General features: G+C 54.6%; 27 protein-coding genes and 2 tRNA genes. 20 read left to right on the top strand and 9 right to left on the bottom strand.

Annotation, left to right across the window (positions count from 1 at the left end):
- Nucleotides 1-118 precede the first annotated feature (118 nt).
- The 5 genes from D5269_RS02110 to D5269_RS02090 all read left to right on the top strand — a co-directional run bounded on the left by D5269_RS02110 (nt 119) and on the right by D5269_RS02090 (nt 4,496).
- Entirely contained in the window at nt 119-646 is a 528-nt protein-coding gene (locus D5269_RS02110; protein WP_016316128.1) for a sigma-70 family RNA polymerase sigma factor, read from the top strand.
- 25 nt (nt 647-671) lie between these two features.
- Entirely contained in the window at nt 672-1,772 is a 1,101-nt protein-coding gene (locus tag D5269_RS02105; RefSeq protein ID WP_016316129.1) for a hypothetical protein, read from the top strand.
- 223 nt (nt 1,773-1,995) lie between these two features.
- Nucleotides 1,996-2,358 carry a metalloregulator ArsR/SmtB family transcription factor gene (locus D5269_RS02100; RefSeq protein ID WP_016316130.1) on the top strand — a complete coding sequence of 121 codons (363 nt, stop codon included), beginning with the start codon at nt 1,996-1,998 and terminating at the stop codon, nt 2,356-2,358.
- A 38-nt stretch (nt 2,359-2,396) separates the two neighbouring features.
- Nucleotides 2,397-2,615 (top strand): cation transporter, encoded by a 219-nt coding sequence (locus D5269_RS02095; protein WP_016316131.1) that lies wholly within the window; start codon nt 2,397-2,399, stop codon nt 2,613-2,615.
- 30 nt (nt 2,616-2,645) lie between these two features.
- Nucleotides 2,646-4,496, top strand: a complete 1,851-nt coding sequence (locus D5269_RS02090) for a heavy metal translocating P-type ATPase (RefSeq protein WP_120481941.1) — start codon at nt 2,646-2,648, stop codon at nt 4,494-4,496.
- Between the two features lie 101 nt (nt 4,497-4,597).
- Here D5269_RS02090 and D5269_RS02085 read toward each other — a convergent pair whose 3' ends face one another.
- The 6 genes from D5269_RS02085 to dmpI form a co-directional block, all read right to left on the bottom strand.
- Nucleotides 4,598-5,026 carry a hypothetical protein gene (locus D5269_RS02085; RefSeq protein ID WP_147407890.1) on the bottom strand — a complete coding sequence of 143 codons (429 nt, stop codon included), beginning with the start codon at nt 5,024-5,026 and terminating at the stop codon, nt 4,598-4,600.
- A gap of 90 nt (nt 5,027-5,116) precedes the next feature.
- Nucleotides 5,117-5,192: transfer RNA gene (locus D5269_RS02080), tRNA-Ala, on the bottom strand.
- Between the two features lie 6 nt (nt 5,193-5,198).
- Nucleotides 5,199-5,274: transfer RNA gene (locus D5269_RS02075), tRNA-Lys, on the bottom strand.
- 188 nt (nt 5,275-5,462) lie between these two features.
- The gene (locus tag D5269_RS02070) at nt 5,463-5,930 is read right to left on the bottom strand and encodes a hypothetical protein (RefSeq protein ID WP_120481939.1); all 468 of its coding nucleotides are present in this window, start codon (nt 5,928-5,930) and stop codon (nt 5,463-5,465) included.
- 13 nt (nt 5,931-5,943) lie between these two features.
- Nucleotides 5,944-6,801 (bottom strand): endonuclease/exonuclease/phosphatase family protein, encoded by an 858-nt coding sequence (locus D5269_RS02065; protein ID WP_120481937.1) that lies wholly within the window; start codon nt 6,799-6,801, stop codon nt 5,944-5,946.
- The gene (dmpI, locus tag D5269_RS02060; RefSeq protein ID WP_120481935.1) at nt 6,794-7,015 is read right to left on the bottom strand and encodes a 4-oxalocrotonate tautomerase DmpI; all 222 of its coding nucleotides are present in this window, start codon (nt 7,013-7,015) and stop codon (nt 6,794-6,796) included. Before dmpI ends, D5269_RS02065 begins: the two co-directional genes overlap by 8 nt.
- Before the next feature lie 259 nt (nt 7,016-7,274).
- On the opposite strand from dmpI, the gene D5269_RS02055 reads away from it, so the two are divergent.
- The 7 genes from D5269_RS02055 (at nt 7,275) to cysK (ending at nt 13,997) form a co-directional block, all read left to right on the top strand.
- Entirely contained in the window at nt 7,275-8,105 is an 831-nt protein-coding gene (locus tag D5269_RS02055) for a histidinol-phosphatase HisJ family protein (protein WP_158604807.1), read from the top strand.
- On the top strand, nt 8,102-8,596 hold the full coding sequence (locus D5269_RS02050) for an Lrp/AsnC family transcriptional regulator (RefSeq protein ID WP_016316138.1): 495 nt from the start codon (nt 8,102-8,104) through the stop codon (nt 8,594-8,596). The genes D5269_RS02055 and D5269_RS02050 overlap by 4 nt, the downstream gene beginning before the upstream one ends.
- The gene (locus D5269_RS02045; protein ID WP_022788439.1) at nt 8,596-9,777 is read left to right on the top strand and encodes an aminotransferase class I/II-fold pyridoxal phosphate-dependent enzyme; all 1,182 of its coding nucleotides are present in this window, start codon (nt 8,596-8,598) and stop codon (nt 9,775-9,777) included. The genes D5269_RS02050 and D5269_RS02045 overlap by 1 nt, the downstream gene beginning before the upstream one ends.
- A 352-nt stretch (nt 9,778-10,129) precedes the next feature.
- Complete coding sequence (locus D5269_RS02040) at nt 10,130-11,665, top strand: bifunctional ADP-dependent NAD(P)H-hydrate dehydratase/NAD(P)H-hydrate epimerase (protein ID WP_016316140.1); 1,536 nt, start codon at nt 10,130-10,132, stop codon at nt 11,663-11,665.
- Nucleotides 11,666-11,732: 67 nt separating this feature from the next.
- Entirely contained in the window at nt 11,733-12,275 is a 543-nt protein-coding gene (locus D5269_RS02035) for a hypothetical protein (RefSeq protein WP_120481931.1), read from the top strand.
- A 206-nt stretch (nt 12,276-12,481) separates the two neighbouring features.
- On the top strand, nt 12,482-12,853 hold the full coding sequence (locus D5269_RS02030; protein WP_016316142.1) for a type II toxin-antitoxin system PemK/MazF family toxin: 372 nt from the start codon (nt 12,482-12,484) through the stop codon (nt 12,851-12,853).
- A 211-nt stretch (nt 12,854-13,064) separates the two neighbouring features.
- Nucleotides 13,065-13,997, top strand: a complete 933-nt coding sequence (gene cysK / locus D5269_RS02025; RefSeq protein ID WP_120481929.1) for a cysteine synthase A — start codon at nt 13,065-13,067, stop codon at nt 13,995-13,997.
- Between the two features lie 58 nt (nt 13,998-14,055).
- Here cysK and D5269_RS02020 read toward each other — a convergent pair whose 3' ends face one another.
- From D5269_RS02020 to D5269_RS02010, 3 genes are read right to left on the bottom strand one after another with little or no spacing between them, the layout of a single operon-like run.
- The gene (locus D5269_RS02020) at nt 14,056-14,835 is read right to left on the bottom strand and encodes a hypothetical protein (RefSeq protein ID WP_120481927.1); all 780 of its coding nucleotides are present in this window, start codon (nt 14,833-14,835) and stop codon (nt 14,056-14,058) included.
- Complete coding sequence (locus tag D5269_RS02015; protein ID WP_016316145.1) at nt 14,804-15,310, bottom strand: sigma-70 family RNA polymerase sigma factor; 507 nt, start codon at nt 15,308-15,310, stop codon at nt 14,804-14,806. Before D5269_RS02015 ends, D5269_RS02020 begins: the two co-directional genes overlap by 32 nt.
- Before the next feature lie 7 nt (nt 15,311-15,317).
- Nucleotides 15,318-15,560, bottom strand: a complete 243-nt coding sequence (locus D5269_RS02010) for a hypothetical protein (protein ID WP_166545119.1) — start codon at nt 15,558-15,560, stop codon at nt 15,318-15,320.
- A gap of 537 nt (nt 15,561-16,097) precedes the next feature.
- Between D5269_RS02010 and mraZ the strand changes: the two genes are divergently transcribed.
- The 8 genes from mraZ to ftsW all read left to right on the top strand — a co-directional run bounded on the left by mraZ (nt 16,098) and on the right by ftsW (nt 25,895).
- A complete protein-coding gene (mraZ, locus tag D5269_RS02005; protein WP_016316147.1) occupies nt 16,098-16,517 on the top strand; it encodes a division/cell wall cluster transcriptional repressor MraZ in 420 nt (139 codons plus the stop codon).
- 1 nt (nt 16,518) lies between these two features.
- Nucleotides 16,519-17,463, top strand: a complete 945-nt coding sequence (gene rsmH / locus D5269_RS02000; protein ID WP_016316148.1) for a 16S rRNA (cytosine(1402)-N(4))-methyltransferase RsmH — start codon at nt 16,519-16,521, stop codon at nt 17,461-17,463.
- Nucleotides 17,464-17,595: 132 nt separating this feature from the next.
- Complete coding sequence (locus D5269_RS01995; RefSeq protein ID WP_120481925.1) at nt 17,596-18,102, top strand: cell division protein FtsL; 507 nt, start codon at nt 17,596-17,598, stop codon at nt 18,100-18,102.
- A gap of 161 nt (nt 18,103-18,263) precedes the next feature.
- Nucleotides 18,264-20,699, top strand: coding sequence for a penicillin-binding transpeptidase domain-containing protein (locus tag D5269_RS01990; protein ID WP_016316150.1), 2,436 nt, complete (start codon nt 18,264-18,266; stop codon nt 20,697-20,699).
- A gap of 28 nt (nt 20,700-20,727) precedes the next feature.
- Nucleotides 20,728-22,188 carry a UDP-N-acetylmuramoyl-L-alanyl-D-glutamate--2,6-diaminopimelate ligase gene (locus tag D5269_RS01985; RefSeq protein ID WP_016316151.1) on the top strand — a complete coding sequence of 487 codons (1,461 nt, stop codon included), beginning with the start codon at nt 20,728-20,730 and terminating at the stop codon, nt 22,186-22,188.
- A gap of 12 nt (nt 22,189-22,200) precedes the next feature.
- Nucleotides 22,201-23,568: a UDP-N-acetylmuramoyl-tripeptide--D-alanyl-D-alanine ligase gene (gene murF, locus D5269_RS01980; RefSeq protein ID WP_166545118.1), complete on the top strand. Its 1,368-nt coding sequence runs from the start codon at nt 22,201-22,203 to the stop codon at nt 23,566-23,568.
- Nucleotides 23,569-23,688: 120 nt separating this feature from the next.
- Nucleotides 23,689-24,696 carry a phospho-N-acetylmuramoyl-pentapeptide-transferase gene (gene mraY, locus D5269_RS01975; RefSeq protein ID WP_016316153.1) on the top strand — a complete coding sequence of 336 codons (1,008 nt, stop codon included), beginning with the start codon at nt 23,689-23,691 and terminating at the stop codon, nt 24,694-24,696.
- Between the two features lie 23 nt (nt 24,697-24,719).
- On the top strand, nt 24,720-25,895 hold the full coding sequence (gene ftsW / locus D5269_RS01970) for a putative lipid II flippase FtsW (RefSeq protein ID WP_016316154.1): 1,176 nt from the start codon (nt 24,720-24,722) through the stop codon (nt 25,893-25,895).
- Nucleotides 25,896-25,903: the final 8 nt, after the last annotated feature.

The following is a 25,903-nucleotide window of genomic DNA, read 5'->3' as shown; positions in this document are numbered from 1 at the left end:
GAAAGCGCTGTTATGTGCAGCGCTCCCTTGATTATAAAAATTTTACAAATGTGCAGTAAAAGGGAGCCAGCGGGCCACTATATAAGTGAACCGCTTGGCAGGAGAATGGTGGTATAAGATGGTTGTTGACATAAATGCGGTGAGGCAGGCGCGCCTTGGGGATAAGGACAGCTTTGCAAAGGTCTACCAGCAGATTGCGGAGGACCTCTATCGCGTTGCGCTCTATTCGCTGGGCAATTCCCATGATGCACAGGATGTGGTAAGCGAAACATTCATCGAAGCATATAAGGGGATTAGAAAGCTGCGGGACGAGAACAGCTTTAAACCATGGATTATGCGAATCCTGTCGATCCGGTGCAAGCGGAAGATTGGGCAGTACATAAACGGGCGCAATCAGCTGGACATTGACGATTTCCTCGACCTTTCAGAAGAGGGGGACGGGGTGGAAGCGCAGTCTACCCAGAAGATCGCGCTCCTGCATGCGCTGGAAACCCTCAATGCACAGGAACGGCAGATTGTCGCGCTTGCGGTGGTGCAGGGATATACCGTACGGGAAACCGCCCAAATCCTCGGTGCGCCTCAGGGAACGGTTAGCTCCAAGCTGCACCGCACTTTGAAGAAGCTGCGCGCCCAGTTGGAAAGCTAGGCAGGACAGAAAGGAGTGAATGCGTGTGAATGTGGCAAAAGAAAAAGAATTGCAGGAAAATCTGGAATTTTTGCGCGGGCGGTTTGATGCCCTCAACCAGGATATCAAGCTCCCCCATTCGCTTCAGCCGGACAGGATGCGCTATCAACTGGAATATCTCGATCTGAAAGAGGAAAAACCGCGGAGATACCGGTATTGGAGAGCGCTTGTCGGGGTTGCTGCCTGTTTTGTAGTGGTTCTGGGGTCGGTCAGAGTGATGAATGGTATGGAAAAAAGTTCGGAGGCACTGATCGGGCAGGAGGAGAAGGCTAGTTTGCAGAACGCTGCGGTAGCTTTTCCTGAGGATATGCCTGAACCTTTAGACGCTGGGTTTGGAGGAGTGCCAGAGGCGCAGTCGTTTTCCATCGGGGATGATACCCTGACAGAGTTGAAAGAGGATGCGCCCGCAGGGGGGGCCAACCTGGTGATAGAACCATCGGCCGGTATACCAGCCAGCTATGAACCGGAGCCAAAGATGGGACGGTCGCTGGAAGGGAGTGCGGAGGGCGACATAGGAGAGAACACGGGTGAGGACTATGCCCCCAAGATGGCAGCTCCCGATTACCGGCCGCTGGAATCGTTGGAACAGGCGCGGGAGCAGCTGCCTTGGGGGAACTGGCTACCCAAATCCGCACCGGAGGGGACCTACTATTCGGGCGGCGGCATAGATACCTATACGCTTTCAGTCAGTTTTTTCAGTCAGGATTACACAAAAGAACTGCGGGTTTCGGTCCAGGATTATACCGAGGAACGGTCGGCCTATCTTGCAGATCCTGACAAGCCGGAGACATTCGACCTGCGGCTGTATGAAATCCCGTATGCGGACTCAATCCCAGAGGCGTATTTCTATACAACGAACAACCCAATTTTCCGGGCGGAAGAGGTTACCCAGCAGATATTAGAGGCGCGGCTGCTCCCGTCCGATGAGCCGGGGGATGAAAAGCAGTATCATGGAAACGTGGGTATCCTCTATCAGGATGGTTTTGTGGTTGAGTATGGCTCGATCAATGTTTCCCCGGAGGAGCTTTACCAGATCATTATTGAAACGATGACATCTGCTCAGACAGCATCGCCTGTTGGCGGTTGACCTGTAGAGAGCAGTCTTTTGAAATCACTTACAAAAAATACAGAGACGGACAGCCATTATCGGCTGTCCGTCTCTGTTTATGTTGGCACTTTGGCTCTCTTTCTGCCGTTCGGTTCCACAGCATTTTTTAGGTTTTTTAGCAAAATTCCTTATTGACTTTTTTCGAAAAAGGATTATAATAAACACATGAACAATCATTCATATGAAAGGATGTGAATATGATATGTCGGAAACCAGCAGTGCGGAACGATGTGAACTGATGCACGTGCACCAGGAGATTGTGGATAAGGTCAATCAGCAGATGCCCGAGGACGAGATTTTGTTTGATCTGGCCGAGCTGTTCAAAATTTTCGGGGATTCCACCCGGATCAAGATTCTCTATCTGTTGTTTGAATCGGAGATGTGCGTCTGTGATATCGCTCAACTGCTCAATATGACACAGTCAGCGATCTCTCACCAGCTTCAGGTGCTCAAAAAGAGCAAACTGGTTAAATACCGGCGGGACGGCAAGACCGTGTTCTACTCTCTGGCGGATGGGCATGTACGCACGATCATCGACCAGGGGATGGAGCATGTTGCAGAATAAGGAAAAAAATAATTCAATTATTATGGAGGGGTATTCTGATGAAAAAGCATTTTAAAATGGTGGATCTCGACTGTGCAAACTGCGCCGCCAAGATGGAGGCTGCGATCAAAAAAATCAACGGCGTAAACGATGCAGCTGTCAGCTTTATGGCACAGAAGCTCACTGTTGATGCGGACGACAGCCGCTTTGACGAGATCATGCAGGAGATTGTGCGGGTCTGCAAACGGGTAGAACCCGATTGTGCCATCAAATTGTAACCGGTATCCGGTTAGGAAGGGGATATACCGATGAGCAGGAAGCAAAAAAAGATGCTGACGCGGATTCTGGCCAGCGCGGTTCTGTTCGCGCTTTCGTTTCTGCTCCCGTTGAGCGGGGTACTCCGGCTGTTCTATTTTATTACGGTTTATGCAGTGGTTGGCTGGGATGTTCTTTGGAGAGCAGCGCGCAACATCGCACATGGACAGGTCTTTGACGAGAATTTTCTGATGGCGCTTGCTACGATCGGTGCATTTGTGCTCGGCGAGTTTCCCGAAGCGGTGGAGGTCATGCTCTTCTACCAGATCGGCGAGCTTTTCCAGAGCTATGCGGTCGGGAAATCCCGCCAGTCGATCACCGCATTGATGGACATCCGGCCCGACTACGCCAACATCGAGCGAGGCGGTGCACTCGAACAGGTCGATCCGGATGAAGTTGCGGTGGGGGACGTCATTGTCATTAAGGCGGGGGAGAAAATCCCGCTTGATGGCGTGATCATCGAAGGCAGTTCCTCACTGGATACGGCGGCGCTGACTGGAGAATCCCTTCCACGCGAGGTCGCTGCGGGGGATGATGTAATCAGCGGCTGTATCAATCAGAGCGGTTTGCTGCGGGTGCGTGTCAGCAAGGAATTCGGGGAGTCTACCGTATCAAAAATTCTCGATCTGGTAGAAAATTCGAGCAGCAAAAAAGCCCGCGCCGAGAACTTTATTACCAAGTTCGCCCGCTATTATACCCCTGTCGTCGTAATTGGTGCGGTTCTGCTCGCCCTGCTTCCTCCGCTTCTGCTCGGCGGTTCCTGGAATACCTGGATTGAACGTGCACTAATCTTCCTTGTCATCTCCTGCCCCTGTGCACTGGTGATCTCGATCCCACTCAGCTTTTTCGGCGGAATCGGAGGCGCTTCCAAAGCTGGGATTCTGGTTAAAGGCAGCAATTATCTGGAAGCGCTCTCTGAAACCGAAATTGTCGTTTTTGACAAGACCGGGACCCTTACCAAAGGGGTATTCCAAGTTACAGCTGTGCACCCTGATACGCTGCCAGAGAGCCGGCTGCTGGAGCTTGCGGCGCTTGCCGAGAGCTTTTCCGACCATCCGATCTCGCGTTCTTTGCGTCAGGCGTACGGCAAACCGATCGACAGCAGCCGGGTCTCTGATGTGGAGGAACTTTCGGGGCATGGGGTGCAAGCGCGGGTTGATGGGCTTCTGATCTGTGCCGGAAACGGGAAACTGATGGACCGAACCGGTGTGCAGTGGCATGACTGCCATCTGACCGGTACAGTGGTGCACATTGCGGTAGATGGCTGCTATGGTGGACATATCGTGATTTCCGATACGGTCAAGCCTGATGCGGCCGGAGCGATCGCTGCACTGAAACAAATGGGAATCCGTCAGACAGTCATGCTGACCGGTGATGCAAGGGCGGTCGCCGAGCAGACCGCCGGACAACTCGGACTTGATTCGTTCCATGCCGGCCTGCTTCCCGCAGATAAGGTAGCGCGGGTGGAGGAACTGCTGGAACAGAAGTCTGCCAAGGGAAAGCTGGCGTTTGTTGGTGATGGGATCAATGATGCCCCAGTCCTTTCCCGGGCAGATATCGGGATCGCGATGGGGGGATTGGGGTCTGATGCCGCAATCGAGGCTGCCGACATTGTTTTAATGGATGACCAGCCCTCCAAGATCGCCTCTGCAATGCGGATTTCTAAAAAGACCCTGCGAATTGTCAAGCAGAACATCGTCTTTTCGCTGGGCGTCAAGGGATTGATCCTCCTGCTCGGTGCAGTGGGTCTTGCCAGTATGCAGGCGGCGATCTTTGCGGATGTAGGTGTTATGATACTCGCGGTACTCAATGCCTCTCGTGCTTTAAAAACAGAGGCCGCATGATTCGAAGTTGCGCTTGCAATCAGTTCTTAGCGTAAATCACAGATAGAAAGGGCATCCGCAGAAAGCGGATGCCCTTTTAACTCTTTGAAGAGACGGAGAAATTAGTACCATGTACGACAGTGGCCGCCATGGTGCCCGCTGTAATAGGGGGCTGCGGACGTTGACGGTACCCCAAAATAAGTGCCGCAATGGGTACAGGAACCATTTTCCTGGTTGTGATGACAGTAGGAGGCACCATTATGGGTGTGGACACCCGACAGAGCGCAACCTTCCACGGCGCATAGTTGTGCACCGCAATCATTGCCGCAGTAGTCACAAATACCGCTTTGCTGGCTGTGACGGCAACAGGAGATACCATCATGTGTGTGGATGCCGGACAGGGTGCAGTCTGCAACCGCGCAGGTGGGATAGACCGTCCGCTGCTGTACTGCAACAGCGCGGCGATGCCCATGCGCCGAAGCGGGTACAGTGACGGCAGAGAGCACAAGGACACTCGCAAGACCTGTTAAAAGACATTTTTTCAGGCTCATAAAAAAACTCCTTCCTGAAAATAAGACCGCTTTGATTTCCGAACCTGCAAAAAAATCATGCAAAGCCTAAAAAACCTTACATGATTTTTATGGTGGACCCGAAGGGGATCGAACCCTCGACCTTACGGATGCGAACCGTACGCGCTCCCAGCTGCGCTACGGGCCCATATTTTGGTGATCCATCGGAGACTCGAACTCCGGACACCCTGATTAAAAGTCAGGTGCTCTGCCAGCTGAGCTAATGGATCATGCTGACGAAGTGATTCACAACGCTTGATTATTATAGCAAAGAAAGATGGAGTTGTCAACCTAAAAAGGGAAAAAATTTATGAAATTTGTAAAATAATTTGAGAAGCAGGATTTTCGTGGAAGAACACCCATACGCACTCCTTTTTCAGATGGATGCCGCAGCTCTTTGCTCCCCTTTAAAAATGCATCAGAATATCGGAATCTCCCCCTCATAGTTTTGCGCTTTCTCCAAAAGGGGACCTTTTACGCCCATTGTGAAAGCAATGTCGCTGCTTCGGATGGACAGGAGAGCGTTTCCTGGCGCCAGTTCCAGAAAATCCATCATGTTTTTGGACAGGGCGATTTTTCCATCGTTTGTAATGGTGGTCCAGCAGTAGGAACGCCCTTTGTATCTCAAGAATACGCCGGGTGCCGCAGTATAATGCAGCAGATCCGGGTTCTCGGTCAAAATGTGGCCGAGCTTGGACGGCTCCAACAGTCCTTTCCGGGTGACGCAGAATCCGCCTGTGACCTTGCTTCCCGTAAACAGATACACCCTGCCTTCCGTCGTGATTTGATATTCCTGAATGGCTTGGGCAGGGATTTGGACGGCACCATCCGGTTGTATGACTGACTTTCCAAAAATAAATTTACCGCCCTTGTTCATCTGCGGCATATCAATCACCTCGTTATTCAGTATATTCCAGATCGGAGGGGGTGTCCTTCAGGCGGAGGGTGGCCAGCAGAGGGTAATGGTCGGACGGATACAACCCGTTGATCGGATCGGTTACAATCTGGGAATCAATAATCTCGAATTCATCGGAAACAAAGATATAATCGATCGGGCAGGCGCCTTTCCGAATTTTTCCACTGAAATTGTGCAGCGTATTCGAAAGGCAGGACGGATCAAACCGGGTGTACACATCAGTAAGGTGCAAGCCGCTCCGATCAGCAGCGTAGTTGCGCAGGAACTGAACCGGTTTGCTGCTGGGCTTGCAGTTGAAATCCCCCATCAGGATGGTCGGCAGAGGGCACTGCTGCTGGTATTTCTCCATATAGTCGAGGATGACCTGCACCCCAAGCAGCCGCGCGATCCCGCAGATATGGTCGAGATGGGTATTAAACACCCGGATCGACCGATCGAGTCGTTTAATGTAAACTTCCGCGACCGTACAGATCCGCGGGAATACTGCATAGTAAGCGCGGCTGAGTTTTTCAGGGCTTTTGGAAAGCCAGAAGGTTTTAATCAGGCTGACTTTGGCTTCCTGATTTTTAATGATAATATCGCTGTGCTCGTCGTCTTTGGGCTTGAGGCCGCGGAACCGCCCAAACCCGAGGATGCTGTAATCGACATCCAGCAGGCGGCCGACATCCTCGCGCATATTGGGCAGAAGCTCCTGCACGCCGACGATTGTTGCGCCGCTTTCCCGGATAAACTGCGCCGCGAGTGCGCGGCGTTCCCTCCATTTGTGGGTGTGGTTGAGCGGGATGCCGAAATCCCGCTTGAGGTTGAAGGAGATCACCCGGATCAGATCGCGGTCACTCATGCAGATCACCCGTACTTCTTTGATAGTCCTGCTTGATCAGGCCGATTGTTCTGCCGCCAATCCCGATGTTCTGGTCAGGAAGTTCCTCAATTACAGCCATGAAAAATTCAGGCGGAACCTCCATTATTTCGGAAGCCACCTGCGTGAGACGTTTGATGAGCAGTTCCTTCTGCTCTGCGGTTAAACTGCCACTGGTCACTTTGATATACGGCATGACGCCTCCTCCTTTTTTCAAACAATCTCTAGTATACGAAACAGATTCTTAAAGAAAGGACCTTTGCTTATCCCGATTCTTTTCAAGTGTTTCAATTATAGCACTGGTTGGATGAATTTTCAACGATTCAGCGGGTAAAAAGACGGATTGGAAGACAGGATTGCAAACCGGCGCAGAAGATGGTACAATAAATTACCAGCATATCATGATTCATCAGGGTTCAGACAAAACCAGCAAAGATAGAGGATGGGGGTTACAGATGAGAATTTTTGACAGTCATGTGCATTCCAGCAATTCACCCGATGCGGAAAGCTCGGTGATGCTCCTGTGTGAACAGGCCGTAGCGGCAGGGCTTTCCGGATTCTGCGTCACCGATCACTGCGAGCTGGAGGAGTACGAATCCGGGCAGTTCGCAGAGCGGATTTCACAGTCAATCTTCGATGTGGGCAAGGCGGCCAAGGTATTTCAGGGCCGTCTGACATTGCATACCGGGGTCGAGATTTCGGGGGTGCATCACCGTCCCGAGCTTGCGCGTCAGGTGGCAGGCCGCCCGTTCGATATGATCCTGCTTTCGGTCCACAATGATGAGGGCGGGACGGACATCTTTTACCATCCGTTCGACCGATGGACACCGCAGGAGATCGACCGCTATCTGACCTATTATTTCACATCACTGCTCCGGTCGATGCAGCTGGGAGAATTTGACGTAGTGGCGCATTTGACCTATCCAATCCGATACATCACCGGCAGGCATAAGATCCCGGTCGATCTCGGGCGGTACAGTGACCTGACGGATGCAATCCTTCGGCTTGCCGCACAGGAGGGCAAAGGGCTGGAGATCAATACTTCCGGTCTCTCCGGGCCGCTTGCGGATACAATGCCGCCAGCGCCGTATATCCGGCGGTTTCGGGAACTGGGCGGGGAGTTTGTGACGATTGGCTCGGACTCCCACCAGATACATACGCTGGGCGCCGGGTTTGACCAGGCCAGACAGATTCTGGCGGATGCGGGCTTTGGGAGTTATACCTTCTACCGGGAGCGCCATCCGCTGTTGATCCAGATTGAGGAAAAAGGAGTTGTGAACGTATGAAAGAGATTGATATCATCAAATTGTTAAAGCTAGTTGCGGATGATGCGCAGCTTTCCCATGAGCAGCTTGCAGTGATGCTTGGCGTCACTGTGCGGGAAATTTCCGACACGATCGCCGGACTGGAGCAGAAGGGGATCATCCGGGGCTACAAAGCGCTGATCGACTGGGATAAGACCGGACATAATCTCGTTTCTGCGCGGATCGAGATCAAGGTGACTCCGAAGGCAACGATGGGGTTTGAGGAGATCGCCTACACCATCTCGCAGTTTCCCGAGGTCGAGACCTGCTACCTGATGAGCGGCGGCTATGACCTTGCGCTGACGATCAGCGGCAAAACGTTCAAGGACATTGCCCTGTTTGTGGCGCACCGGCTGGCTCCGTTGGATGCAGTACAGTCGACCAGTACCCATTTTATCCTGAAAAAATACAAGGAGCGCGGCCTGCTGATGGCAGACGCCCCTCGGGATGAACGGGAGGTAACTTCCCAGTGATGGATTATGATAAGCTGTTGAGCAGATCGGCCGCCGCCCTCAAACCATCTGGTATCCGCAGATTTTTCGACATCGCGGCGGAGATGGATGATGTGATCTCCCTTGGCGTTGGGGAGCCGGATTTTAAAACCCCGTGGGAGATCCGCCGTGCAGGGATCGAGAGCCTGGAGAAGGGGCACACCTTTTACACCGCAAACGCGGGCTTGATCACGCTGCGTACAGAGATCTGCAACTATCTCAAACGCCGTTTTACCCTTTCCTATGACCCCAAAACCGATGTCTTTGCCACCGTCGGCGGGAGCGAGGCGATCGACCTGTGCATCCGGGCTACGATCAATCCCGGCGAAGGGGAAGAGGTGCTGATTCCCGAACCATGCTTTGTCTGTTATGACCCGCTTACCCGGATGGCAGGCGGGGTCCCGGTGCCGATCGCGACCCGTGTTGAGGATGATTTCCGTCTGACCGCTGCACAGCTTCGGGAGCATTTAACCCCCAAAACCAAACTGCTGATCCTGCCGTTCCCCAACAATCCGACCGGCGCGGTCATGCGGCGGAACCATCTGGAGGAGATCGCGGAGGTACTGCGCGGAACCGATGTCCTCGTGCTTTCGGATGAGATTTATGCCGAGCTGACCTATGGATCGGAACGGCACGTCTCGATTGCCGAGCTGGACGGGATGCGGGAACGTACCATTCTGGTCAACGGTTTTTCCAAAGCTTACGCCATGACCGGTTGGCGTCTTGGCTATGCAGCCGGCCCTGCGCCGATCATCCGGCAGATGATCAAGCTGCATCAGTTTGCGATCATGTGCTCCCCGACAACCAGCCAGTATGCAGCGGTCGAGGCATTGAAGAACTGCGATGAAGCGATCGAGGCGATGCGCAGCGAGTATGATATGCGCCGGCGTCTGGTGGTTGACGGGTTCAACCGGATCGGGTTGAGCTGTTTTGAGCCGGAGGGTGCATTCTACGTCTTTCCAAGCATCCGGTCGACCGGCATGACCAGCAACGAATTCTGCATGAAGCTGCTCGAAAAGGAACGGGTAGCGGTCGTTCCAGGGGATGCGCTCGGCGCAAGCGGTGAAGGTCATGTCCGTGTGTCCTATTCCTATTCGATCAAGCACCTGCTCGAGGCCCTGAAACGGATCGAGCGATTTGTCAAAAACCTGCCGTCCGCGTAAATCTGCCTTTTTCCGCGGCTCTCTTATGCTATCCTTATTTAAGGCTTGTTTTTTGAAAAAATCACAGGCCCTCTATGGACATACCTTACAGGCCAAGGCGTCATTTCCCGGCAAGGCAAACGGTCCGGCCCGTTCGTTTCAACCGATCTGCCGGGGAATGAAAACTTGTTTTGTATTTCATCAAAAGTTTCGTCCACCATTTCAAAGGTGGCGGGGTTGAGGGGCAGACCCCCTTCCGTTTGCCGCACCGAGAGCTACAGCGGACCTCCTTGGCACTCTACAGGGCGGCAGGAGGAGACTTTTTGCAGGGGAAAAGCCCTTTTTTATCCAAAAGACAGAATGGGGGGATGTTATGCTGATTGTAACAGCGGAGCAGATGAAAACCATTGAAGCCAACTCGACAGAATATGCCCTGAGCATGGAACGCCTGATGGAAAACGCAGGCAGTGCGGCGGCAATCGCGATCCGGCAGATAACCGACGTGGAGGGAAGGTTTGTTACCATCTTCTGCGGACGGGGAAACAACGGTGGGGATGGCTTTGTAGTGGCCCGCCGGCTGCATGAGGCGGGCGCGAATGTGGCGGTTGTGCTCACCGACGGACAGCCCCGCACCGAACAGGCGCAGGCGATGTTTTCAATCCTCAGCGGGATGGAGATCGCTGTGGTGGAATTCGAAGCGGACCCGGTGTACCTGGCGGAGCGGCTGGCCGAAACCGATCTGTTGGTTGATGCCATCTATGGGACAGGCTTCTATGGGGAGCTGGACGAAAAACATCGGGACATCTGCCGGCTGATGAACGGGGTGGGGGTGCAGACGGTTTCGCTGGATATCCCGACCGGCGTAGCGGCGGATACCGGTGCCGCGGACGATTTCGCGGTCTGTGCGGATGTGACCATCGTGTTTGACAGCGACAAGCCCGCGACCGTCCTCCCCGGAGCAGCGGCCTGGTGCGGCGAGGTGGTTGTGGTGGACATCGGGATCCCGCCCAAGGCGCGGGAGGGAATCGAGCCGCTTTATACTGTGGTGGATGAGGAATTTGTATTCGGCATCCTGCTGCCTCGCCGCCGCGAGACCCATAAAGGGAGCTACGGAAGGCTGCTGAATATCGCGGGCTGTCAACGGTATATGGGAGCCGCGATGCTTTCGTCGCTTGCGGCGCTGCGCACCGGTGCGGGATATGTCACCCTGGCCTCTACCAAGGAGGTCTGCCGGACTGCGCTGCCCAACCTGACTGAAGCGGTGATGATGCCGCTGCGCCAGAATGCGGACGGCTCGATTTCGTACGATTCGATCGACACAATCCTACAGGAAGCGGAGCGGTCGTCCGCGATCCTGCTGGGGAACGGCCTCGGGACCGGGAGTGATGCCTGTCACATCGTCTACGACCTGATTCAGACGGTAAAATGCCCGCTGATTATCGACGCAGATGGCATAAATGCGGTCGCTAAGAATATAGATATAATCAGACAGGCGCAGGCACCGGTGGTGTTCACACCGCATCTGATGGAGCTTTCCCGCCTGACTACCCTGCCGCCTGAACAGATCCGGAGGGATCTTCTTTCGATTGGGAAACGGTTCGCGGAGGGGTATGGGGTGACGGTTGTGCTCAAAGACGCCTACACCAACACGATCGCAGCAGATGGGCAGGTCTACATCAACACCACCGGCAACGCTGGGCTGGCCAAGGCGGGCAGCGGCGACGTGCTGGCAGGGGTGATCGGGGCACTTGCCGCGCAGGGGCATGAACCTGCGGTTGCGGCGGCGTGCGGTGTCTGGCTGCATGGGATGGCGGGTGATTACGCGGCGAATGAGTTTTCCCAGTATGGGATGCTGCCGCGGGATGTCATCAGAATGCTGCCGCGGGTGTTTGCCGACCACGGACGTTGAAGAAAGGAAACCAGCCGCCGTTTTTCGGAGGAAGGCGTTTCCGAATCTGGCCGAACGGGGTGGGGCTATGTGGAAAAAGACGATTCTGGCGGTTCTAGCCGCTCTGATGGTATTCTGTGGCTGTCATGCGGCGGAGCGGCAGGACCCAGCAAAGATGGCGGAGCAGGCGCGCGAAACGCTGGCAAAGCCGTTCCAGACAACTGCAAAGGTGCGGTATCAGGGGATGGAAACGACCATGACCATCTATAAAAAGCCGATGAACTGCGCGGTTGTGACATTTGATGCCCCAGACACCCTCAAAGAGATGAAGATGACTTTTTATACCGATCGGGTGACCCTCAGTTACGGGGAGATGAAGTTCGATTTTGAGCCGGACAGTGTTCCGGGGCAGGCGGCATCCAAACTGATCCTCTCCGCGCTCAATGCCGCGCTGAACGACCAGGGAATGAACATCCGGCAGGAGGGGGAGGGGGTCCGGTTTGAGGGCAGTATGGAGCAGGGAACCTTCTCCCTCCTGCTCGACCGGGAGAGCGGAAACCTGCTGCAACTTTCGCTTCCGGAACATGATCTGGAGATGGAAGTCCTCAATTTCTCGATTCTTCAGGACTGACCCTGTTTTTTGGATTCGCCCGCGCCGCATGGTGCGGGCTTTTTGATTGTCAAAAACCGGGCCTGCCCCATATCATGAAAAGGGTGCGGAAACTTTTTTCACTCCGGATGTTTAAATGACGTGCCCCACGCCCAAACTAGAATCGAACTGCTTCAGGGATGCAGGGACGTCAGATGCAAAATGAATATCCACGGAGAGTGATAGGAATGACTGTGAAAAGAGGAGAAATCTATTATGCGGATTTGAGCCCGGTGGTCGGTTCGGAGCAGGGAGGGGTGCGGCCGGTGCTGATCGTGCAGAATGATGTCGGGAACCGGTATAGCCCGACTGTGATTGCCGCAGCGATCACCAGCCAGAAGGAAAAATCCAAGCTGCCTACCCACATCGAGATCAATTCACAGGTCTGCGGGCTTTCCCGGGACTCTGTGGTATTGCTTGAGCAGATCCGCACACTCGACAAAAAACGCCTCAAGGAGAAGATGGGGCGGCTGGACGACGGCTCGATGGGCCAGATCAACCAGGCGCTTTCGATCAGTTTCGGATTGGGCGAGAATACTGGACGGAACCCGTCTACATAACCATGCAGACGGGTTTTGAAGGGGTAGTTGAACAGGCTCCCGCGGGATTTACCGCGGGAGCCTGCTGCATATCTGAGGGGTGGCCTTCTTCCGTAATTGACAGATGGAAAACAGGGGTATATAATTCCGATATACCCGCTTGAACAATAGCTTTCTGTCCGCAGAAGATTGCGCATCTGTATTGTTATTTTTTATGTTTGGAGGACCGGTCATGAGCAAGATTTATACTTCTGTCGATCAGCTGATTGGAAAAACCCCGCTGTTGGAACTGACCCGCATAGAACAGCTGGAAAATCTGGAAGCCCGGATTCTGGCAAAGCTGGAGTATCTGAACCCCGCGGGATCGGCCAAGGACCGCATTGCAAAGGCGATGATTGACGATGCAGAGCAAAAAGGGCTGTTGAAGCCCGGTTCGGTCATCATTGAGCCGACCTCTGGCAATACCGGCATCGGACTTGCCAGTGTAGCCGCTGCCCGCGGTTATCGAATTATTATCGTCATGCCGGAAACCATGAGCGTTGAACGCCGCAAGCTGATGAAAGCCTATGGTGCGGAGCTGGTGCTTACCGAAGGCACAAAAGGCATGGCGGGCGCTATTGACAGGGCGGAGGAACTTGCCCGGGAGATTCCCGGCAGTTTCATTCCCGGACAGTTTGTGAACCCGGCAAACCCCTTTGCGCATCAGACTACCACTGGCCCGGAGATCTGGGAAGATACGGACGGTAAGGTGGACCTGTTTGTGGCTGGTGTAGGGACTGGAGGCACCATCACCGGTGTGGGCTCCTACCTGAAAATGCAGAATCCTGCGGTCAGGGTTGTTGCGGTGGAACCGGCCTCTTCGCCGGTGTTGAGTAAGGGTACCGCAGGCCCCCACGGAATTCAGGGGATCGGTGCGGGATTTGTCCCCGAAGCGCTGGACTGTTCCATTTACGATGAGATTATCCCGGTAGCGGATGAGGACGCTTTTTCTGTTGGCCGGCAGGTCGGCCAGGCAGAAGGGATTCTGGTGGGCATCTCTTCGGGTGCTGCCTTGTGGGCCGCCATTCAGTTGGCAAAACGTCCCGAGAACAAGGGCAGAAATATCGTCGTATTGCTGCCGGACACCGGTGACCGCTATCTTTCCACAGCGCTGTTTCAGGACTGACATCTGAATATAGCCCGTTTCTGTGCCGCTGCCGGATCGGTCACCAGCCGGTCCGGCTCTATTCATCTGACGAAGCAGCATTCCACCAGCCGGCTCTGTGCCGATAGCCCTGACCAGCATTGTGATGCCCGCAGCCCTTGCCGCTGTCCGCCTGTGCCACCCGTTCGTCAGCAGGTGATAACGCATTGATCCGGCTGCGGATCTCTCTCATGCTCATGTCTTGAATTTCTTCGGGCGTCATATCGGGGGCGAGTGACTGCAACTCTAAAAATGCGGAGTATTTTCCATAGGAAAGCCCCATTTCATGGGCGGCAGCAACCTCATCTGAATGGGTCAGATAGCAGCAATAGGTATTTTCCTGACCAGCAGTGCAGGACTTAATATTGGAAAGCATCTTCGCACACCGCGCTTCGTCTGACCCAACGACGGCGATCGTCACCATTTCATCATTGGACAACAGAGTGATAATTTTTTGGCTTTCCAGCGTCCGATGGATTGCCTCGGTGTAATTTGTAAACCGCAGGTGCAATGAACTCGCCAGTTCCTTCCCATCGTCGTTGCGGCCGCGTGCGGAAATCACCTGATCGAACCGGTTAATGCCCAGTTCGATAGAGGGATTGATATCTATACTGATTTCTGCTGTCGGGACAAAATAGAGCCAGTAACTACCTGCCAGCAGACATAGGAAACAGGCTGCGGTAGCGGCTAGACGCTGGACATTTGGCACACGGTATTCTGTATAGTTGTTTGTTTTCTTGGCAAGAAAAGCTCTGGTACGGGCCTTCAGTTCGTCCTCTGCGTTAATTTTATCGAACGCTTCCTTTATTCCGGGAATCATACGCATCACCTCCCAACTTCTCTCGGAGCATCTGTTTGGAACGGGTCAGGAGCGTATAAATGGTATTGACGTTTTTGCCAATAATCCGGCTGATCTGAGGAGCGGTGTAGCCTTCATAGTAATGAAGGTATACAACATCCTTGTACTTTTTTGGAAGAGAAAGCACCGCCTCAAGAACCTCCCTGTTGTCCGGCGGCAGCAGGGCAGGCTGTTCCATGACTTCATCCAGAGATACTGTGTGGCTGCGAAAAAAGCTCCTGATCAGGTCTTTACAGGCATTGATCGTGACGCGAATCAGCCAGGCTTTCTCGTGCTCTTCGCTTTCAAAAGAAACGGAACTAAGGACATACTTCAAAAACACGGTTTGAAATATGTCCTCGGTATCAGCCTCATTTTTCAGATGTATCATGCAAAGCCGTCGAACGGTATTTGAATACCGTTCGATAGCTCTGTTTACTTCTTGTTCGCTCCGCATGGCCCTTTCATCCGTTATCTGAAACGTCCTCTATGGCAGCCATTTCCCCATCCTGCGCCGCCCTGCGGTCGGACTCCATTGCTATTTCCATCAGCATTTCTGTAAGGGCAGGCGGTTCCGGCGTAATCACAAACGCCGTCCCCATCGGCATCCACAAAATTTTTGCTGCATCCGGTTCCTGCATAGTCGCAGACCCCGTCCCCGTCAGCATCCACAAAGTGCCCGCCGCATCCAGTTCCGGCATAATCACAAATGCCGTCTCCATTAGCGTCTACGAAATAGGGGCCTTGTCCAAGCCCAGCCGCAAAGGCGCTGGTGGTTCCGATGGACAACAGAAGTGCGGCGGCCAGAACGCTGGGTAATACTTTTTTAAGCATAGCTATTTCCTCCATTGCTGTTAATCAGGAATTCCCATTTCAATTATAATACGATTCAAAGAGAACAATCCGTTCAAATTTTTTAGAAAATTTGAACGGATTGTTTTTCATATCTGTTTCCTATATGGAAAACAGAGTGTTATGCATTCTTGTGTGTCCGATGATATCTAAAACTAGGTAGTCGAGGATAAAACAGAGCTCATCAAGGGTTTACAAGGGAATGTTCTGCCCGCGTTTTAATAGAAAAAACATCCCCGTATCCGTCGGCAATATCGGCGGATATTTTTGCCATCCCCAGAAAACCCTTGCTTTTTACAAGATGAACAAGTATAATAAGGATATAAAAGTGGTGAGAAGTGGTTAAAAGTGGAGTACATGGTATGAAAATTGCAGGGGGGAGGGGCGATGGTATGCTGACAGGTCAGTACAGCCACAACCTCGACCCCAAGGGCAGGATCAGCTTTCCGGCGCGTCTGCGTGAGGAGCTGGGAGAGCGTTTTATGGTTACCAGAGGGCTGGATAACTGCCTGTTTGTCTACTCGATGGAGGAATGGGAGCTGCTCGCCGCAAAGCTGCGGGAACTTCCAATCTCCAAGTCCGCTCCGCTCAACCGCTTTTTCTTTTCAGGTGCGGCGGAGGTTGAGCCGGATAAGCAGGGCCGGGTGCTTTTGCCCGCGCATCTGCGGGAATATGCCGGTCTTGAGAAGGATGTCACGATTGCCGGAGTATTCAACCGGGCTGAAATCTGGGACACCGCCCGCTGGGAACAGAACAATGCGCTGCTTACGTCCGAATCGATTGCAGCAGCGATGGATGAGTTGGGATTTTAGGATGGAAACACAGAATTTCAGGCATATATCGGTCCTGCTGAACGAATGCATGGAAGGGCTGGCGATCAGGCCGGACGGAATCTATGTGGATGGGACAGCGGGCGGAGCAGGCCACTCGAGCGAGATCGCAAAACGGCTGACAACCGGTCGGCTGATCGCATTGGACAAGGACCCGGATGCGGTTGCAGTTGCGTCTGAACGGCTGGCGCAGTATCCCTGCGCACAGGTGGTGCAGACCGACTTTTCCAGGATGTGCGAGACACTCGACCGGCTGGGAATCGACTCGGTTGACGGCATCCTGCTCGATCTGGGGGTATCCTCGTTTCAGCTCGATACACCCGAACGCGGTTTTTCCTATATGCATGATGCCCCATTGGACATGCGGATGAGCAGGACAGGTCTTTCCGCATATGATGTGGTCAACACCTATGATTTTCAGGCCCTCTGCCGGGTTATGCGGGAGTACGGGGAAGAGAGATATACCCCGGCTGTTGCAAAAGGCATCCTGCGCAGACGGGAACAGCACCCCATTGAGACGACCGGTGAACTGGTCGAAGTGATCCGCAGTTCCCTCCCGGCCAAAGCGCGCCGGGAGGGCGGCGGACATCCTGCGAAACGGGTTTTTCAGGCGATCCGGATTGAGGTGAACGGAGAGCTGGACAGCCTGTCGCAGTTTTTGTCAGAAGCGTTCGAACGCCTCAAACCGGGCGGACGGATGGCGATTATTACATTTCACTCGCTTGAGGACCGGATGGTCAAGCAGCGGTTTGCGGAGCTTTGCAGGGGCTGCACCTGCCCGCCGGACTTTCCGGTCTGTGTCTGTGGGAAACAACCGCTTGGTCGGCTGGTCAACCGCAAACCGATCGAAGCGGCGCAGGAGGAACAGCAGGCGAACTCCCGGAGTAAAAGTGCGAGATTGAGGGTGATTGAGAAGCGGCAATCTTGATAGAACCTGTATGGATAAACAGGAAGTCTGGTAAACGGGTGATTTTTTCGCCTGTAAGGCGAAAAAGGGCCCGATCAGAAGGAGCCAGATGGCTGTGAATACGGGGTCTTAGGAAGGGGAGGACGAAAGGCTTTGCAGAGGCAGTATTCCAACGGCAGTGCCGCTTATGATCTGGACAATTTCCGCACAAGGACGCCGCGGGCGAGGTCAAAAAAGCCTACCCTCACAGTGACGAGGCCAAACCGGTCCGTACGGGCCAGGCGGCGTCTCGCAACCGCAATGAAGGTCGCGGCAGTTATCGCGATTGGGGTGGCGGTTGTGGTAATGATGCTCTACTATCGCGCGGTGTTGACCGAATTAACCCTTCAGATCAGCAGCGAGCGGACAAAACTGAACGAGGAGATCAGCGAGGGGACGCGCCTGGCAGCAGAGCTGGAATCCAAGGTTTCGCTGCGAAACGTGGAGGAATATGCCACGCAAAAACTGGGGATGGCTCCATTGGATAAAAGCCAGATCACCTATATCAACCTGAACGAGGGGGACAGGGTAGAACTGACGAGCGAGTCCCCGCGGCAGACGATTGCTGATCGAATTCAGCTTGCAATCAGCAACGTTCAGGAATACCTGAAAGATAAATGAAATACATATGGAAAGCGGACAGAAATTTGCAGACATAGGCGGGAAGAAAAGCAAGAGGGATGAAAGGGACAGCAATGCCCGTAGGTCTTTCTTGCTTTCCTCTCTTTTCAGGGAGAACACGACAAGATTTTACATTTTTCACAAAGGAAAAGGGAAACGCTATGGCAAAAACACCAACCTATCAGATGAAAGGCCGGATGATGGTCGTGCTGGCGGGCATGATTATCCTAGGGTTCGGCATCGTACTGCACCAGTTGTTCAGCATCCAGATCCTTCAGGGGGAGGAATATCAGCAGATCGCACTGGATCAGCAGATGCGCAGTACCCGGATCGGCGCCAAGCGCGGCACCATCTACGACACAAACGGGAAAGCTCTGGCAACCAGCGCGGATGTTTCTTCGGTCTGTGTGGCGCCGGGCATGATCGACGACGACGAGGAACGCAAAAATGTAACCGCGATGCTGGTCAAGATGCTGGGCGTGGACGAAGCGCTGGTTGCTAAAAAGCTCGACAAAAAAAACAGCCTGTACGAGGTGGTCAAGACCAAGGTGGAAAAGCCGGTGACCGATGAGCTGATGCAGCAGGTGCTTGAAAACGGCTTGCAGGGGCGGATCTTCCTCGAGGGAGATACCCGGCGGTACTACCCATACGGCAACTTTGCAGCAACGGTGCTTGGGTTCACCAATGCGGACAACGACGGCGCCTATGGGCTGGAATCCTACTATAACAAGACGCTTGCAGGCACGCCGGGCCGGACCCTTGCGATCCGGGATTCAAAGGGCCAGCCGATGAGCCTCCAATATGAGGAAACCCAGCCCGCACAGGACGGAAATTCGCTTGTGCTCACGATCGACGAGACGATCCAGCATTATCTGGAAAAAAATCTGGAAACAGCGGTGGATGAGCATAAAGTCGGGGATCGGACGGTGGGAATTGTGATGGACGTCGAAACAGGCGCGATTCTGGCGATGTCCACCAAGCCCGATTTCGACCCGAACAATCCCACAGAAATCATCGACAAAAACCTGCTTCAGGCGCTGGAGGAAGCCAAACCGGTCATCACAGCGATCGCGGCAGGGCAGCTCTGGTACGACTATAACGCGGCCACCGACCGTAAATTTTTGAGCGGTCCGGCGTATGATACGCTGATTAAGAATGCAAAATACCTCAACAAGGTGATGGGCCTGAACACGATCTACGCGCTGATCGACCAGAAGAACGAGGAAGGCGGCCTGACGCAGGAGGCGCAGGAGGCGGCCTATCGGAAGGCACTGCAAAATGCCCAGTATGCCCAGTGGCGCAACAAGGCGGTTTCCGACCCGTATGAACCGGGATCGGTCTTTAAGATCATCACCGCGGCGGGTGCGCTCGAAAGCCATGCGGTCACCGAGAACAGCACCTTCAACTGCATTGGTTATATCGAGGTAGCGGATAAGACCCAGCACTGCCATATCTGGAGCAGCCAGCATCAGGGGCATGGGGTGCAGACACTGGAAGATGCGGTCCGCAACTCCTGTAACCCGGCGTTCATTCAGATTGGACAGCTGATGGGGTCACGCCTGTTCTCAGAATACTTCTCCAATTTTGGTCTGACCGAGCTGACTGGGATCGACATGCCTGGTGAGGCGAGCGGTCTTTACCACAAGGTGGAAAACATGGGGATTGCTGAGCTGTCGTCCTCCTCGTTCGGGCAGACGTTCACGATCACCCCGTTACAGATGATTACGGCAGCCAATGCGGCGGTCAACGGCGGCAAGCTGATGCAGCCGTACATCGTCAAGCAGGTGGTCGACAAGGACGGAAATGTGGTTTCCGCCACCCAGCCGGTGGTCAAGCGGCAGGTGATCTCAAAGGACATCTCCGACAAGATGCAGCTGATGCTCGAACAGGTTGTCGCAAACGGTTCCGGGCGTCAGGCGCAGATCCCGGGCTACCGGGTCGGCGGCAAGACCGGAACCTCTGAAAAGATCGGTACCAGAAACCTCGACGGAAGCGAGAACACCAAAAATATCCTCTCGTTCTATGGATTTGCGCCGATCGACAACCCGAAGGTGGCATGTCTGGTCGTGCTCGATGAGCCGGATCTGATCAACGCCTATGGATCGACCGTTGCCGCGCCGGTGGTCGGCTCGATCCTCGCGGACGTTCTGCCGTATATGGGGATCGAGCCTCAGTATACACAGGAGCAGCTGGAGGAGACTACCACATCCACCCCGAACGTGACCGACAAGGACATCCACGACGCGCAGTCGATCCTGCGGATCGCGGGACTGAAATACCGCCAGGTGGGCAGCGGGACCACGGTGCTGCGGCAGGTGCCGGGCTACCAGGAGCCGATCCCCAAGGATGCGACCGTTGTGCTCTATACCGAGGAGAATGTAGTGGATGGAAAGGTGCTTGTCCCGAATGTGGTCGGTATGACCGCCGGGCAGGCGAACAAGGAGATCACCAACGCGGGCCTCAACTATGCGATGATGGGTTCGGGAATCGAGGGGACCAGCTCACCGGTCATCGCCCAGAATCCGCTTGCAGGAATTGAGGTGGAAAAGGGCACCATTGTGACAGTAGAATTTGCGGAAAGCGCGCCGGCGGAGTGATACCGTCGGCAGACAGGGGGCAGATTGCATGCGGTTATACCAACTGATAGAGGGACTTGGACTGACAGGACAGGTGGCGGACTGCGAGATCACCGGGGTTACCAACGATTCCCGGCAGGTTGAGCCGGGGATGGTGTTTGTCTGCATCAAAGGAGGGCGGTTCGACGGTCATGACCGCGCCAGACAGGCGCTGGAGGACGGTGCCGCGGCGGTTGTCTGTCAGCATGACCTCGGGCTGGAGCGTCAGCTTCTGCACCCGGATACCCGCTATGTTTATGGACTGCTCTGCGGAAGCTGGCATGGCAATCCGTCGCGCAGGCTCAAAATGGTGGGGGTCACCGGCACCAACGGCAAGACGACGATCACCTACATGATGAAGCACATTCTGGAATCGGCAGGGAAAAAGGTGGGGCTGATCGGAACCATCCACAACGAGATCGACGATATCCTGCTCCCCGCCAAGCACACCACCCCCGACCCGATGGTCCTACACAGTATGCTTGCGCGAATGGAGAAGGCCGGGTGCGAATATGTGGTGATGGAGTGTTCCTCCCATGCACTCGATCAGCACCGGGTAGCGGGGGTGACCTTCCAGACAGCGATCTTTACCAATCTGACACAGGACCATCTTGACTATCACCAGACGATGGAAAACTATTTTCAGGCAAAAAAGCGGCTGTTTTCGATGTGCGGGACAGCGGTGCTCAATTTGGATGACGCGTATGGACGCCGGTTACAGGAGGAGGTCTCCTGCAAGGCGCTGACCTTCTCGACAGACAATGACCTCGCCGATTACACCGCCAAAAACATCCAGTCCGCGCCCGATTCGAGCAGGTTCCTCTTTGTGGGAAAAAATCAGATCGCGCGGGTCAGGCTGCCGATCCCCGGGGATTTTTCGGTCTCAAACGCGATGGCTGCGGGGGTCGCCTGTCTTACCCTTGGATTCCCGGTCGAGCAGGTTGCCGAAGGGCTTTCGACCTGCGAAGGAGTGGTCGGACGCATCGAGGTGCTGCCGACCGGCACCGATTTTGTTGTGATCCGGGACTATGCCCACAGCCCCGACGGCCTGGAAAAGATCCTCACAACCATGCAGAAGTTCGCCAAAGGGAAGGTTTACCTCCTGTTCGGGCCGGCAGGGGACCGCGACCGGTCCAAGCGGAAATTGATGGGGGAGATCGTCTCCCGGCTGGCGGATTTCGTGATCCTCACCTCGGATAATCCCCGGGAAGAGGATGAGATGCAGATTATCAACGATACCCTTCCAGGCATCGAGATGCATCCCGAGACCCCCTGCAAGGTGATCCCCGACCGGTACGAAGCAATTGAATGGGCGCTCACCACCTGTCAGAAGGACGATGTGCTGATCCTAGCGGGCAAGGGGCATGAGGATTATCAGGTATTGCGGGGCGGGACGATCTGTTTTGACGAACGTCGGATCGTGTCGGATATTTTGACCCGTCTGCGCGGGGGCCCCGCCGGACAGTATTGAGGGGATACAGCTATGGAACGTATGACAATACAGGAGATTGCGGAAGCGATTGGGAGTACAGAACGGTTTGAGGGAGCGGTGGAGCAGGTCTCCACCGACTCCCGCGCACTCCCGGAAGGCTGCCTCTTTCTGGCGCTGGCGGGGGAACGGTTCAACGGGCACGACTACCTCGCCGCTGCCCTGCAAAACGGCGCGGCTTTTGCGGTTGCGCAGGAACGCAGGGCGGATTATGCCGCGCAAAATGGGCGCATACTCTATGTGCAGGATACCGGGCGCGCGCTGCTGGAACTTGGACGCGCCTACCGCGAAAAATTTTCGATCCATTGCGTGGGGGTAACCGGCAGCGTCGGCAAAACCACCACCAAAGAGATGATTGCGCAGGTGGTTTCGGCGGGTTATAAGACGCTCAAAACCGAGGGAAACCTGAACAATGAGATTGGCCTTCCCAAAACCCTGTTCGGGCTTGACCGCAGCCATCAGGCGGCGGTGATCGAGATGGGGATGGAGGGTCTTGGCGAGATCGCTACGCTTGCAGCGGTCGCGCAGCCGCAGATCGGGGTCATCACCAACGTGGGGGTAAGCCATATCGAGCGGCTTGGCTCGCGTGAAAACATCCTGAAGGCCAAGATGGAGCTTGCGGATGCCCTGCCGGATGGAGCACCGCTTCTGCTCTGCGGGGATAATGACCTGTTGTCCGGGGTACAGATGCCACGCCTGCGGGTAACCTTTTTCGGGATCGAGAACCCCGGCTGCGCAGTTCTGGCCGAAGAAATCTTCGAACAGGCAGGGGAGACCCGGTTCACCCTCCGGCATCCGGATGGGCGGATTCCAGTGCACCTGCCATGCATGGGACGCCATAATGTTTTGAATGCGCTGGCGGCATTTGCGGTCGGTCGGGAACTTGGCATCTCACCAGAGGATTGCGCACAGGCGCTGGCAGGCTACCGCCCTTCCGGGATGCGTCAGAAGGTAGTTGACTGGAACGGCGTAACCGTTGTGGAGGATTGCTATAACGCCTCCCCCGATTCGATGCGGGCCGCACTTTCGACTCTCGGCAGATGGGAGGGTGCATCCAGACGGATTGCAGTTCTCGCGGATATGCTCGAACTGGGGGAGATCAGCCGGATGTCTCACATCGAGGCAGGACAGTGCGCGGCGGAGCAGGGGATTGACCTGCTGCTCGCCTATGGGGAACAGGGGCGGTATTATGTAGAGGGTGCTTTCGGGGTCGACGCCCGTTGGTTCGAAACCAAGGATGCGCTTTGTAAGGCACTGGAGCAGGAGTCGATTCCGGGCAGCGTGATCTGGGTTAAGGCCAGCCGGGGTATGAAGCTGGAAGAGGTGCTCGAGCAGTTCTATAGCCGGACATCGAACCCATGATGGTGCCAGCCATCCCAAATTGGGATGAGAAATTTTCCAGGCTTTGATGGGCCGCGGGATCGCTGCCTGTAGGCTCTGCCCCGGCAGACATGAAACAGACCTAAGGGAGAGACAAAAGAGATGAACACAACAACAATGATCCTGACTGTACTGGTTGCATTTGCGGTTTCCGCCTTGCTGGGGTTCCCGCTGATCCCTTACCTGCGCAGGCTGAAATTTGGCCAGACGATTCTCGATATTGGCCCCACATGGCATAAGAAAAAACAGGGCACCCCGACGATGGGTGGCATTATGTTTGTAGCCGGTATCACCTTGGCGGTGGCGGTGGGGTATCTCACAGCGCTGACCATGGATCCGACACTTGCTTCTGATTCGACCGGCAGGCTCAGGCTGTTCGGCGGGATGGTGATGGCGCTGGCATTTGGTGCAGTGGGCTTTCTGGACGATGACATCAAAGTAATAAAAAAACAGAACCTCGGTCTGACCGCCCGCCAGAAGTACCTGATGCAGCTGATTATCGCGGTATTTTATCTGGTTACCCTATACCTTGCGGGCGACCGTCCGACCGTGGTGGTGCTCCCGTTCCTGGGACAGTTCGAGCTGGGGTTCCTCTACTACCCGCTTGCAGTTATCATCATCACCGGTTTTGTCAATGCAGTCAACCTTACCGACGGCATCGATGGGCTGGCTTCCTCGGTCACCTTTGTCTATGCGCTGGTCATGCTGGTGATTTCCGGTATCCTGCGTTTTGAACAGGCCGGCCTGGTTTCCTGTGCGCTCGCGGGCGGTACTCTCGGATTCCTGGTCTGGAATTTCTACCCGGCCAAGGTCTTTATGGGTGACACCGGTTCGCTCTTCCTCGGGGGGCTGGTGGTCGCGCTCGCGTTTGAGGTTGGGCTGCCGCTGCTGCTTGTATTCACCGGCGTTATCTACTGGTGCGAAGCGTTTTCGGTCATTTTGCAGGTCAGCTATTTCAAGGCGACCGGTGGCAAACGGATTTTCAAGATGAGCCCGATCCACCATCATTTTGAGATGTCGGGATGGAGCGAGGTTAAAATTGTGACGGTATTTTCATTGGTCACCGCGGTTGGTGGCCTGTTGGCAATCTGGTCAGTATTCCGTCTGTGAGCAGTTCCAAAGGAGGTATGCGGATGCAGTATGCACAAAGCGCAAGATCGGCTGGTGCGCCCCGACGCAAAAAACGGGTGAAGTCCAAACCGGCAGAGCGAGGGAGCATGGACCTGATCTTTCTGATTCTGGTCCTGACCCTTTTGGGAATCGGCTTGATTATGCTTTTTTCGGCGAGCTACGCTTACGCCTACTACTACGATGGAAACAGCTTCCATTATATCACCCGCCAGCTTGCGTTCGCAGTGGTCGGGGTAGTGGCACTGTTGGTTGTTTCGCAGATCGACTATCATATCCTGCGCAGATTCGCGTTGCTCCTGCTCGGCGGGACACTGTTTCTGTTGGTGCTGGTGCTCTTTTACCACACACAGGCAACGGCCAAACGATGGATACCGATTGTTGGCACATTCACCTTCCAGCCCTCCGAGCTGGCAAAGTTTACGATTGTTGTGGTGTTCGCACACTTGATTTCATTGAACTACGACCGGATGTCCGACCCTCGGTATGGGCTGTGGCCGTTCCTCTCGATCATGGGTATCATTGCACTTCTGATGGTTTTGCAGCCCCACCTTTCAGGCACTATTCTGATCCTGAGCATCGGTGTTGTTATGATGTTCATTGGAGGGACCAACCTGAAATGGTTTGCACTGGGCGGTCTGTTCCTGGTCGGTGCGGTTGTCGTTATCATCTTTATCCCTGATGCGGTTCCCTACGCGATGAGCCGGCTGGAACACTGGATCAACCCTGCATCTGATCCGACTGGAGCCGGTTACCAGACACTGCAGTCCCTCTACGCGATCGGGTCAGGCGGGCTGCTCGGTGTCGGAATCGGAAACTCCCGGCAGAAGCACCTGTATCTGCCGGAACCGCAAAATGACTTTGTGTTTTCGGTCGTCTGTGAGGAACTGGGATTTGTCGGTGCAACGATTATCCTGCTGCTGTTTGTCCTGCTGGTCTGGCGCGGATTCGCCATCGCGATGCGCTGCCGCGACCGGTTTGGCTCGATGCTTGCGGTCGGATTGACAACACAGGTGGGTGTTCAGACCATTCTCAATATCGCGGTGGTCAGCAACACGATCCCCAACACCGGAATCAGTCTGCCATTTTTCTCGTACGGAGGAACAGCGCTCTGTATGCTTCTGGCGCAGATGGGGGTTGTCCTGTCAGTATCCAGATACAGCACAGTTGAAAAGGAGTAACAGGAAGT

The organism is Anaerotruncus sp. 1XD42-93 (assembly GCF_009917605.1).
GTDB lineage: Bacteria > Bacillota > Clostridia > Oscillospirales > Ruminococcaceae > Anaerotruncus.
The sequence above is the reverse complement of the archived record's forward strand: the minus strand, read 5'-3'. Positions and strand labels throughout refer to the sequence as shown.